Genomic DNA, 12,276 nt, shown 5'->3' with positions numbered 1-12,276 from the left:
CGCAGCGCAACCGAGGGAGGCCCACCATGCCGGCAGCCGAGAAGGATCATGTCTACAAGATCCTGGAACTGGTCGGATCGTCCGAGACTTCGATCGAGGACGCGGTCAAGAACGCGATCGGCCGCGCATCCAAGACCGTGCGCGAGATGAAATGGTTCGAGGTGGTGCAGACACGCGGCCACATCGAGAACGGCGCGGTGCGCCACTACCAGGTAACGCTGCGCGTCGGATTTACGCTGGATGGGTGAAGCGGCAAGCGCGAGGTGAAAACATCACGCCGCGGAACCGTGGTTAACATCCGCCGACGAAACTGGATCGAAATGCCGACAACTCCCTCCGGTTGAGTACGGCCCCGCGCAATCATCACAGTTGTTGCAATGGGCCGTTAAGGCCAAAGTGAGAGGTTTGCACCGAATTGGAGCAAACCCGATGGTCACGAGCCGCGAACTCGGCAAGACCCGCCTTCCGCTCTGGGCGGCGGGATTCGTTGCACTGATCTGCGTGACGATTTTGGGCTTGAGCGTCTGGCGCGAATGGGAAACGCGCGATGCGGAGCTCAGAAGCGCCGAGATCGACGTTACCAATCTGGCGCATTCGCTGATCCAGCACGCGGACGACACGTTCGAGCTCACCGATACGATCCTGGTCGGACTAGTCCACCGGCTCGAGCTCGACGGGACCGGCCCCGATACGATCACAAGGCTCCAGGCGTATTTGCCGACCCGCAAATCGTCGGAGCGCATTCGCGGCATCTTCGTCTATGACGAGACCGGCCGCTGGCTTGCCACCACTGAGCATGTCGATTTCTCCGGGCTCAACAACAGCGACCGCGAATATTTTCAGCGTCATCGCGATTCGCGGGATCGCGACACGCTGATCGGGCGCCCCGTCAGGAGCCGCGCCGGCGGCCAGTGGATCATCACTGCGTCGCGCCGGATCAACCATCCCGACGGAAGCTTCGGCGGCGTCGCCCTGCTGACGATTGACGTCAGCTATTTCGTCAAGTTCTACGAACGCTTCGACCTCGGTCCGCACAGCTCGGCGTCGCTGCTGAACAACGACGGCATCATGTTGGCGCGCAGCCGCGACGAGAGCAGCGCCTTCGTCGGACGCGACCTGTCCAATGCTCCGTTGTTCAAGCAATGGAAAAGCCGTCCGGCTGCGGCGGTCTACTATTTCAAGTCGCCGCTGGATAACGTGCAGCGGCTGAGCTACTACCAGCGCAGCAGCCACTATCCCCTGATGGTGCTGGCGAGCAAGTCGCAGGACGACGTGCTCGCCCCCTGGCGACACGCAGCGGCCGCGCGCATGATCTTCGTTCTCGGCCTCGTGCTGCTGATCGCCGTGATCGGCTTCTATCTGGTCCGTCAGTTGTCGCAGCGGCAACGCATGGCACAGGTCCTCGTCGCCAAGGAAGAAAATTTCCGCCTGCTGGCCGAGCAATCCAGCGACATGGTGACCCGGATCGGGCTGGATAACCGGCTGCTCTACGTCTCTCCCGCATGCGTGCGCATCACCGGCTGGCCCGCCGAGGACCTGCTGGGCACGTCGGCTCTGGCCGGCATCCACCCGGATGACATGGAACGGGTCGAGCAGGCCATCGCCGCGCTGAAGAACGGCGAAGCCGAGGAAGCGCGGTTCGTCTATCGCCAGCGCCATCGCGACAAGGGCGAGATCTGGGCCGAGGCGGCACTGCACGTGACGCTGGCGTCGGACAGTGGCGAGATCGACGGCGTCGTCGCTGTCGTGCGCGATATGACCGAGCAGAAAGACCTTCAGGACAAGCTCGCCGCGCTTGCGACGACCGACGGCCTCACCGGGCTTGCCAACCGGCGCGCATTCGACGAACGCCTGGCCGACGAATGGGCGCGCGCCCGGCGCGATGGCACGCAGCTATCGCTTCTGCTGATCGACCTCGATCATTTCAAGAAGTTCAACGACCATTACGGACATTTGGCCGGCGACGGGTGTCTGCGCGCACTGGGCCGGATCCTATCCACACAGGCCAGGCGCCCGGCCGACCTCGCAGCGCGCTATGGCGGCGAGGAATTCGTCGTTCTGCTACCGAACACCGGCCCGGACGGCTGCGCCGAGGTCGGCGAAGGAGTCCGCCAGGCGCTGCACGATCTCGCCATGCCGCATGCGCAAAATCCGGCTTCCCGGCTGGTGACGGCCAGCGTCGGCGCCGCGACGAGTTTCCCGTCCCAGATCGCGACGGACTGCAGCACGCTGATCGCAGCCGCCGACCGCGCGCTCTACACCGCCAAGGACAGCGGTCGTGACCGGCTAGTGATGGCGGGACAGGTCGTCCCCTGGCCCGCCAAGAGCGCATGACGGGATCCACCGCGCTCCGGGCATGGCCAACGCGGGCGAACGGGCTGCTCCGTCAGGCGAGATCGACGCCGCGCCGCTCCGGGATGAGCGCGAGCAACGCCACGATGTCGATGAGGTAGAGCAGTGCAAGGCCTGCGATTGCGGTCGGGAAGCCGTAAGCGACACTGACGATGCCGACGACCAGCGGACCAAAGCCGGCAACGGCGCGACCGATATTGAAGAACACGTTCTGCGCAGTGGCGCGCGCCGCGGTCGGATAAAGCTCGCTCATCAGCGCGCCGTAGCCGCCGAGCATGCCGTTGACGAAGAAGCCCATCGCAGCTCCGCCGATCAGCAGCGCACCAGCACTCGTCAGTTGCGAATAGACCACCACCATGACGGCCGCGCCCAGCATGTAGGTCAGAAACGCCGCACGGCGGCCGAAACGATCAGCCGCATGACCGAACAGGAAGATGCCGAGCGCCATGCCGGCGATGGTGACTGATGTCCAGAGCGCCGATTGTGTCAGGCCGTAGCCGAATCGCGTCGAGAGATAGTTCGGCAGCCAGATCATGATGCCGTAATAGCCGAAATTCTGCACCGAGCAGAGAATGATCATGCCGATGCCGATCCGGATCGTCTCCGCATCGGCGACGAGCGCGCGAAGTGACGAGCCGGTATTCGCCGCATTCGCCTTGTGCGCGATGAAGACGTCCGGTTCGTGCAGCTTGCGCCGGATGACGTAAGCGACCACCGCCGGAAACACGCCGAGTGCAAACATCCCGCGCCAGCCAATGATCGGCAACAGCACCGGCGTCACCAGCGCCGCCGTCAGCACGCCGAACTGCCAGCCAAGCCCGACATAGGACGTTGCCCGCGCCCGCTTGCCCGCGGGCCAGGCCTCGGCCACCAGGGCCATGCCAATGCCGAATTCGCCGCCGAGGCCGATGCCGGCGATGGCCCGGTAGGTCAGCAGGTCCCAATAGCCCTGGGCCAGCGCACACAGGCCGGTGAAAACCGCGAACAGGACGATGCTCCAGGTCAGAACCCGCACGCGGCCGAGCCGGTCCGACAACATGCCAAAGACCAAGCCGCCAACGACCGCGCCGACCAGCGTTCCCGTCACCAGCGAGGCCGCCTGCGGCTGGGTGAAATGAAGGTCTTTCGAAATCGCCGTCAGCATGAAGCCGAGGATGAGGAGGTCGAACCCATCCATGGCATAGCCGAGCGCCGATCCCCACAGCGCCCTGCGCGCTTCCGCATCCGTCGCACGGTCCGTATCAACCGCGCCGAGAGTTACATCCTGTACCTGGCTCATGCGCTCCCCTACGCCGGCCGGTCCCTTGGGATCAAGGCCTCCGACGACCTATGCACCGCGCACCTCAGGCCAGATGGCACGCCACGAAGTGCCCGCCTGCGCCTTCCTTCAGTTCCGGCGCGCTTTCCGCGCAGCGTGGCTGGGCGATCGGGCAACGGGTGTGGAAGTGACAGCCTGCCGGCGGCTTCATCGGGCTCGGCACGTCGCCCTTGAGACGGATGCGGTTGCGCTTGAGCTTGGGATCGGGCACCGGAACGGCGGAGAGCAGCGCCTTGGTGTAGGGATGCTGCGGATTGCGATAGAGGTCGCTCGCCTTCGCCAGCTCGACGATGCGGCCGAGATACATCACCGCGACGCGGTCCGAAATGTGCTCGACCACCGAAAGGTCGTGCGCGACGAAGAGATAGGTGAGGTTCAACTCGCCCTGGAGATCTTCCAGGAGGTTGATGACCTGCGCCTGGATCGAGACGTCGAGCGCGGACACCGGCTCGTCGCAGACGATCAGCTTCGGTTCGACCGCGAGCGCACGCGCGATCACGATGCGCTGGCGCTGGCCGCCGGAGAATTCGTGCGGGTAGCGGCGCATGTGCTCGGCCTTGAGGCCGACCTTGACGAGCAGGCTTGCGACGCGATCCTCACGCTCCTTGGCCGACGACCCGAGCTTATGAATAACGAGGGCTTCGCCGAGAATGGCGCCGACCGTCATGCGCGGATTGAGCGAGGCGAACGGATCCTGGAACACGAGCTGCATGTTCCGCCGCATCGCGCGCAGGTCGTTGCCGCCTAGCTTGCCGACGTCCTGGCCGTCGAACACGACCTCACCATCGGTCGGCTCGATCAGGCGCAGCACGCAACGCCCGGTCGTCGACTTGCCGCAACCGGATTCGCCGACGAGACCGAGCGTCTCGCCGCGATTGACCGAGAACGACACGCCGTCGACCGCATAGACGGTGCCGACCTGGCGCGACAGCAGCCCGCCAAGCACGGGGAAATATTTCTTCAGGCCGCTGACGCGGAGCAGGGGTTCGCTCATGCCAGTGCTCCTGCCGCGTCTCCCGACTGCACATCTCCCAGATGGCAAGCCATGCGATGGCCGGGCGCGATCTGGCGCAGCAGCGGCTCCTTCTCGGTGCAGACGTCCATGGCAAACTTGCAGCGCGGCGCGAAGCGGCAGCCGACCGGCGGATTGATCAGGATCGGCACCGAGCCGCCTATCGCCTCGAGCCGCGTCTTGTGCTCGCTGTCGAGATCGATGCGCGGGATCGAGCGGATCAGGCCCTGCGTGTAGGGATGGCGCGGATCGGCGAAGAGAGCGTCGACATCCGCCTCCTCCACCACCTTGCCGGCATACATCACGACGACACGCTGCGCCGTCTCGGCGACGACACCCATGGCGTGGGTGATCAGCATCACCGCCATGCCGAAGCGCTCCTTCATGTCCTGGAGCAGGTCGAGGATCTGCGCCTGGATGGTGACGTCGAGCGCGGTGGTCGGCTCGTCGGCGATGATCAGCTTTGGCTTGCAGGCCAGCGCCATCGCGATCATCACGCGCTGGCGCATGCCGCCCGAGAACTGGTGCGGATAATTGTGCACGCGGCCTTCGGCGTTGGGGATCTGGACCAGCTTCAGCATCTCTATGGTGCGCTCGAGTGCCTGCTTCCTCGTGACGTTCTCGTGGCGGCGCAGGCTCTCGGCGATCTGCTCGCCGACCGTCAGCACCGGATTGAGCGAGGTCATCGGCTCCTGGAAGATGAAGCCGATCTCCTTGGCCCGGATCTCGTCGAGCTGGTTGCTCGTCAGCGGCACCAGATCGCGGCCCTCGAAGATGATCTCGCCGGCCGCGATGCGGCCCGGCGGCATCGCGATCAGCTTCAGGATCGACATCGCGGTGACAGTCTTGCCGCAACCGGACTCGCCGACGACGCAGAGCGTCTCGCCCCTGTTGATGGTGATGTCGACGCCATCGACGGCCTGGAGGATGCCGTCGTCGGTGGAGAAGTGGGTCTTGAGACCTTTGATCTCGAGCAGCGGCGCCATCAGATCACCCGTCGCGCATCGAGCGCGTCACGCAGACCGTCGCCGATGAAGTTGATGGCGACCACCGCGATGAAGATCGCGCCGCCCGGGAACAAGGCCCAGTGCGGGCCGATGTCGAGGAAGTCCTTGGCATCGTACAGCAGCCGGCCCCAGGTCGGGGTATCCGGCGGAAAGCCGAGGCCGAGGAAGGACAGCGTCGATTCCGCGATGATCGCGGCGGCAACGTCGATGGTGCCGGCGATGATCACCGGACCAAGCGCATTGGGCAGGATGTGCTTCACCACCTGCCGCACCGGGCTCGCACCGAGTGCACGCGCGGCCTCGACGAACTCCTTCTCGCGGATCGACAGGAACTGCGCACGCACCAGGCGCGCCACCGGCATCCAGCGCAAACCGCCGATCACGAGGACGATCAGGATGAAGATGCCGCCCTCGGGGCCGAACACCTGCTTCAACCCGTCGCGGAACAGATAAATCAGCAGCAGGAGCAGCGGCAGCTGCGGCAGCGACAGAAAGAGGTCGGTGAGCCACATCAATCCGTGCCCGAGCGCGCCGCGCGACATGCCGGCGAGCGCGCCGACCAGCGTGCCGATGAACACCGACACCAGCATCGCGGCGAGCCCAACCGCGAGCGAGATGCGGCCGCCATAAATCATGCGCGCCAGAATATCCTGACCGAGATCGTCGGTGCCGAACGGATGAGCCAGCGACGGACCTTGCATGCCCGCCACGATATCGATGTCGTTGATCGAAACACGCCAGATGAAGGGACCGATCACCACCGCAAGAATCAGGATGAGAAGCAGAAACGCGCTGACGACGGCGAGCTTGTGCCGGCTGAAGCGCCGCCACGTCTCGCGCCAGGGCGAGTAGACGCCCCGCTCAGCGGAGGGAGATGCGAGGGTCAAGCCAGCCATACAGCACATCCGCGATGAGATTGAAGAGCACCACCAGACAGGCGAACACGAAGGTCACGGCCATCACGACCGGGGTGTCATTGGAGAGAATGGAGGAGATCAGCAGCGAGCCGATGCCGGGAATGCGGAATATCTGCTCGGTGACGATGGCGCCGCCAAACACCGCAGGCATCTGCAGCGCGATCAGCGTGACCACCGGAATCATGGCGTTGCGCATCACATGCTTGACGATGACATTGGCCTGCCCGAGGCCCTTGGCGCGCGCCGTGGTGACGTAGTCGAGCCGGATCACGTCGAGCATCGCCGAGCGCACGAAGCGCGTCATCGACGCTGCCTGGAACAGCCCCAGCACCGCCACCGGCATGATCGCCTGCCGGATCATTTCGAGCACATAATGGATGCCCGTGGCCTTGATGTCGGTGGTGTAGACGAAGGGCAGCCAATCCAGCGTGACCGAGAAGATCAGGATGAACAGGATGCCAGTGAAGAAGGTCGGCAGCGAGAAGCCGACGAAAGCGAGCGTGTTCGCGATCTGGTCGAACAGCGAATAGGGCTTCGTCGCCGCATAAACGCCGACGGGAATCGCAATCAGCAGCGCCAGGACCTGCGCCGAGCCGATCACGTAGAGCGTGGCCGGCAGGCGCTGGAGGATGAGCGTGTCGACGTTCATCCGGCTGACAAAGGAGAAGCCCCAGTCGCCGTGCAGCATGGCGTTGAGCCAGTGCAAATAGCGAAGGTAGATCGGATCGTCGAGGCCGAACCTGGCCCGAAGCGCTTGTTGCACTTCGGGGGGCACGTTCGGATTGGTCGCAAGCTCGCTGAAGGGGTCGCCTGGCGCGAGCGCCAGGACGACGAACAGCACGAGCGAGATTCCGAGCAGGCTCGGAATCGCGATCATCAGACGACGCAGGACGTATTGACTCATGCGCGAATAATCCGCCTCAACGTCCGTCCTCAGCCCTCTCGGTACCAGTCCTGCAGATTGTCGGTTTGGTTGGCCCAGCCTGACAGCGCCGGACGAAGCGTGTTGCTCGCAGCCTCCACCGCGAGACGGTGCATCACGGGAATGACGACGGTGTCCTGCCACATCAGATCATTGCACTTGATGTAGAGCGCAGCTCGCTTGACCGGATCGGTCTCGGTGTCGGCGGCGTCGACCGCGGCATCGAAATCCTTGTTGACCCAGCGCGGGAAGTTCTGCCCCTGCCACTTGTTCTCCTTTGTGGCCAGGTTGCGCGAATGGTAGCGGCGCATATGGAGGCCCGGATCGGGCTGCGTCATCGGGATCTGGAACATCTCGATATCGGCGTAGAACTTGGAATAGGTGTCGGGGTTGGCGACGTCGGAGGAGAAGAACACCGAGGCCACGACCGATTTCAGCTCGACGTCGATGCCGGCCTTCTGGCAGGCTTGCTTGACGATCGCCTGGGTCTTCTGGCGCGGGCCGTTGATCGAGGTCTGGTAGACGAACTTCAGCTTCTTGCCGTCCTTCTCGCGGATGCCGTCGGCGCCGGCCTTCCATCCGGCCTTATCGAGCAGCGCGACCGCCTTCTCGACGCTGAATTCCCATTTGGTGTTCTTGGACACGAAGTCGTCGGGACCATTGAGGTAGTTCGCGGTGGCGCGGCCTGCGCGGCCGTAGATCGCCTTCTTGATCGAGTCGCGATCGACCAGCAGCGCGAGCGCCTGGCGCACCGCGGGGTCCGACAGGGTCGGATGCTTGGTCTTCAACGACGAACGCTCGCCGTCGACCTCGGTGTTGGGATCGGTGAAGTTGATGGCGATGAACTCGATGTCGCCGCCGACGGCATAGAGCGTCTTGCCCTTGCCGCCCTTCTCCAGGCGCAGCAGGACCTCGTCCTCCACCTGCATGTTCCAGGCGAAATCATATTCGCCGGTCTGAATCACGGCACGCGCCGCTGAGACCGCGTCACCGCCGCCCTTCATTTCGATGCTGTCGAAGAACGGCCGGTTGGCCATGTGGTAATCGAGATTGATCTCGCCGCGCACCAGATCGCCCGGCTTGAACTCGACGAACTTGTAGGGACCGGTGCCGACCGGCTTCAGATTGTTCGGGGCCTCGCGCGACTTGCCGCCCTTGTATTCGGCGAACAGATGTTTCGGGATGATGCAGCCATAGGCACCGACGAAGGCGTTGGCCCAGAACGGCGTCGGATTCTTGAACGTGATGCGGATGGTGAGGTCGTCGATCTTCTCGACAGTGAGGTCGCTATAGGGACCGCTCGAAACCGCCGCAGTGGTGGGGTCGCTGGCATATTCCCAGTTGAACACGAGGTCGTCGGCCGTGACGGGCTTGCCGTCGTGCCATTTCACGCCGGGCTTGAGCTTCCAGATCACGGTCTTCGCATCGGCGGACAGGCCGCCATTCTTGATCGACGGGATTTCGGCGGCAAGGATCGGATTGAGGTGGCCGTCGACGTCCCAGCTTGCGAGCGGCTCATAGAAGAGACGCGAACCGTCCTGATCCTTGGTGCCGGTGGCGAAATGCGGATTGAGCAGCGTCGGTCCCTGCCACCACAGCAGCTTGAGCGGGCCACCACCGCCGCGCTTGGTCGGAGGATAGGGAGACGGGCTCTGGGCCATGGCGACGCCGCCGATGGCGAGGATCTGGTTTGCCAGGGGCGCGGTGAGGCCGACGGCAGCGAGGCGCTGGATGAAGGCACGGCGATCCATCCGCCCGTCCTTCACGTCACCGATCATCGAACGCAGTTCTTTATCCAGCATGGTTGTCCCCCGTCTGGTTCCCGTATGGATGCAGGCGGCCGCGGGGCGGCCGCCGGGTTTTGGCTGGCGGTAGATGGCACACTGAATAGGCCGCGCGTCAACTGCGACCGTGTGTGTGCAAACGGTCTTCTGGCTGTCCGTTGAGCAAAACTTCCTTCCGCAGCCCAAGGGTTCGGCATTCCCGCGTCAAAATCCGCCGGAAACCAAGTTGCACTGCGAAAAATTTGTTCGCGAGATCAGACGAAGTATCGAGACGGAATTCTACGCCACGGACATATCGAGCGGCGGCGCGACGTGGTCCGGTAGCGGGCAGACATAAGGCGTCTTGGTCGTCCGCTTCGTAAGATCGGCCTTCGCAGCCTTGATCAGTTCCGGTTCCGTCAACGCCTTGATGCCGAGGCCAGCCATCGCCTTGGCCGCCTGCACCATGGCCTTGTGGGCATGCGGGCTCTTGCCCTGCGCGACCACCTGCCAGGTGTGGAACGGCGTGCCGATTGCAACCGTTGGTGCGTGAACCTGCACGGTCGGCACCACCCAGCTCACATCGCCGACATCCGTCGAGCCAACCAGCGGGTTGCGCTTGGCGTCGAGCGGCACCAGGAAGTCCGCCAGCGGCCGATCGGTCGGCTCCATGCCGATCGCGTAATAGATGGACGCAATGTCCTTGTCGGTCAGCGTCGCGCGGATCTGGCTCGCGAAGCTCTTGTCCGCATCGTCGAAATGCGGCGGTCCGAGCTCTTCCATGACACGGTGCAGCGCCTGCTCCAGCGGCGTATTCGGCAGGATGTTGGAGACCGCGGAGATGATCTTCATCTCCATCTTGGTCTCGGTCATAAGAGCCGCACCCTGGGCAATCTTGTTCACGCGCCCGACCAGCTCGTTCATGCCGGGGAGATCACGGGCGCGAATGGAATAGCGCACGCGGGCATGCGCCTGCACCACGTTGGGCGCAATGCCGCCGGTGTCGAGCAGCGCGTAATGCACGCGTGCATCGCTGGGCATGTGCTCGCGCATGTAGTTCACGCCGACATTCATCAGCTCCACCGCGTCGAGCGCGGAGCGGCCGAGATGGGGCGAAGCCGCGGCATGCGATGTGCGGCCGGTGAAGATGAAGTCGGCGCGGGTGTTGGCGAGCGACGGCGTCACCGCGACTTCCCAAAAACTATGCGGATGCCAGGTGATGGCGATGTCGGCATCCTCGAACGCGCCGGAGCGCACCATGAAGGCCTTGGCCGCGCCGCCCTCTTCCGCCGGGCAGCCGTAATAGCGCACGCGGCCGGGCACCTTGTTCTCGGCGAGCCAGTCCTTGACGGCCGTGGCGGCGAGCAGCGCCGCGGAACCCAGCAGATTGTGACCGCAGCCATGGCCGTGACCGCCGGTCTCGACCGGACGGTGCTCGGCAACGCCAGCCTCCTGGCTGAGGCCCGGCAGCGCGTCATATTCGCCCATGAAGGCGATGACCGGACCGCCCTCGCCCCATTCGCCCATCACAGCAGTCGGAATGCCCGCCACCTTCTCTGTGATACGGAAACCCTGGTGGCGCAGCTCGGTGAGATGCTCGGCGGCGGAACGCGCTTCGGTGTAGCAGACTTCGGGCATGCCCCAGACCTTGTCGCTGAGGTCGATGAAACGTCCCTTGATCGTGTCGATGCCACGCCAGATGTCGCTGCGATTGTCCATGGTTTGGTCCGTGATCTCTTGGTCAAACGAAGCCGCAATGGTTAGCAGCTTCATTGAACTCCGCCTAGCATCCCGCGGGACACCAGCCATGCGACCGATGCCGGATTGGGCGGCTGTCGGCCGAATTCGGGCGAACAATTTCTGTCATCTTCGGAAATCGGCGGCGCGGCATCTGGAATAGTTGCCGTCAAGTCTTTCAAGACGGCCTCCTCCGGCCTAAATTATGCTTGCTTCGTGCGTCGTTCCGCTGCCACGGCGGAGCGATGCTCTCAGCCAGGAGAACTCCATGCCCGCCTTGACCGAATGGAGAGTGCCGCCGGCCAATCAACCGCGTGCGAGCGATTACGGCTTCGATCTCGACCGTGCGCTCGCCTCCGTCATTGGCCTGCACGCCATCATCCCGCCGGATGCCTTCAGCGCCGAAACGCTCGGTACCGAGCGCGCCGGCAACGGCGTCGTCATCGACGACGGGCTGGTGCTCACCATCGGCTATCTCATTACCGAAGCGGAATCCGTCTGGCTTCACCTCGGCGACGGGCGCGTGGTGGAGGGACATGTGCTCGGCTTCGATGCCGTCACCGGCTTCGGCCTGGTACAGGCGCTCGGCCGGCTCGACATCGAGCCGCTGCCGCTCGGCTCGTCGGCGGAGACCCGGCTCGGCGACCGCGTTGTGGTCGGTGGCGCCGGGGGACGGACGCGATCGGTCGCAAGCCAGATCGTCGCCAAGCAGGAATTCGCCGGCTACTGGGAGTATCTGCTCGACGAGGCCTTGTTCACCTATCCCGCCCATCCGAATTGGGGTGGCACCGGATTGATCAACGCGCGCGGCGAGCTGATCGGCATCGGCTCGCTCCAGCTCGAGCGAGAACGCGACGGCAAGGCCGAGCACGTCAACATGATCGTGCCGATCGACCTGTTGAAGCCGATCCTCGATGATCTCCGCAAGTTCGGCCGCGTCAACAAGCCGGCACGGCCCTGGCTCGGACTCTATTCGACCGAGATCGACAACCGCGTGGTGGTGATCGGGATCTCCGCCAACAGTCCCGCCGCGCGCGCGGAACTCAAGACCGACGACATCATTCTTGCGGTGGATGGCGACAAGGTCACGAGCCAAACGGCGTTCTACAAGAAGATGTGGAGTCTCGGCGCCGCCGGCGTCGACGTGCCGCTCACCGTGCATCATGAAGGCGTCACCTTCGACGTCACCGTGACGTCGACCGACCGCTTCAAGCTTCTGAAAGCGCCGAAGCTGCACTGATCCGAGCA

At 64.2% G+C, this 12,276-nt stretch carries 10 protein-coding genes; 3 read left to right on the top strand and 7 right to left on the bottom strand.

Annotated features, from left to right (window positions below):
- Positions 1-26 precede the first annotated feature (26 nt).
- Entirely contained in the window at positions 27-248 is a 222-nt protein-coding gene (locus ABID58_RS32265; RefSeq protein ID WP_354036929.1) for a dodecin, read from the top strand.
- Positions 249-429: 181 nt separating this feature from the next.
- Complete coding sequence (locus ABID58_RS32260; protein WP_354036927.1) at positions 430-2,334, top strand: sensor domain-containing diguanylate cyclase; 1,905 nt, start codon at positions 430-432, stop codon at positions 2,332-2,334.
- 52 nt (positions 2,335-2,386) lie between these two features.
- On the opposite strand, the gene ABID58_RS32255 is transcribed toward ABID58_RS32260, so the two are convergent.
- The 7 genes from ABID58_RS32255 to ABID58_RS32225 all read right to left on the bottom strand — a co-directional run bounded on the left by ABID58_RS32255 (position 2,387) and on the right by ABID58_RS32225 (position 11,010).
- A complete protein-coding gene (locus tag ABID58_RS32255; RefSeq protein ID WP_354036925.1) occupies positions 2,387-3,631 on the bottom strand; it encodes an MFS transporter in 1,245 nt (414 codons plus the stop codon).
- A gap of 64 nt (positions 3,632-3,695) precedes the next feature.
- Complete coding sequence (locus tag ABID58_RS32250; RefSeq protein ID WP_354036923.1) at positions 3,696-4,664, bottom strand: ABC transporter ATP-binding protein; 969 nt, start codon at positions 4,662-4,664, stop codon at positions 3,696-3,698.
- On the bottom strand, positions 4,661-5,668 hold the full coding sequence (locus ABID58_RS32245) for an ABC transporter ATP-binding protein (RefSeq protein ID WP_354036921.1): 1,008 nt from the start codon (positions 5,666-5,668) through the stop codon (positions 4,661-4,663). The genes ABID58_RS32250 and ABID58_RS32245 overlap by 4 nt, the downstream gene beginning before the upstream one ends.
- Complete coding sequence (locus tag ABID58_RS32240; RefSeq protein WP_354036920.1) at positions 5,668-6,585, bottom strand: ABC transporter permease; 918 nt, start codon at positions 6,583-6,585, stop codon at positions 5,668-5,670. Before ABID58_RS32240 ends, ABID58_RS32245 begins: the two co-directional genes overlap by 1 nt.
- Positions 6,551-7,510, bottom strand: a complete 960-nt coding sequence (locus tag ABID58_RS32235; protein WP_354036918.1) for an ABC transporter permease — start codon at positions 7,508-7,510, stop codon at positions 6,551-6,553. The genes ABID58_RS32240 and ABID58_RS32235 overlap by 35 nt, the downstream gene beginning before the upstream one ends.
- A 29-nt stretch (positions 7,511-7,539) precedes the next feature.
- Complete coding sequence (locus tag ABID58_RS32230; RefSeq protein ID WP_354036916.1) at positions 7,540-9,330, bottom strand: peptide ABC transporter substrate-binding protein; 1,791 nt, start codon at positions 9,328-9,330, stop codon at positions 7,540-7,542.
- Positions 9,331-9,591: 261 nt separating this feature from the next.
- Complete coding sequence (locus ABID58_RS32225) at positions 9,592-11,010, bottom strand: M20 family metallopeptidase (RefSeq protein WP_187434890.1); 1,419 nt, start codon at positions 11,008-11,010, stop codon at positions 9,592-9,594.
- 286 nt (positions 11,011-11,296) lie between these two features.
- Between ABID58_RS32225 and ABID58_RS32220 the strand changes: the two genes are divergently transcribed.
- Positions 11,297-12,268 (top strand): S1C family serine protease, encoded by a 972-nt coding sequence (locus tag ABID58_RS32220; protein ID WP_148751658.1) that lies wholly within the window; start codon positions 11,297-11,299, stop codon positions 12,266-12,268.
- Positions 12,269-12,276 lie beyond the last annotated feature (8 nt).

The sequence above is a fragment of the Bradyrhizobium sp. S3.2.6 genome (assembly GCF_040546885.1).
GTDB lineage: Bacteria > Pseudomonadota > Alphaproteobacteria > Rhizobiales > Xanthobacteraceae > Bradyrhizobium > Bradyrhizobium cytisi.
Note: the sequence above shows the minus strand (reverse complement) of the source record. Positions and strands in the feature narration are given on the sequence as shown.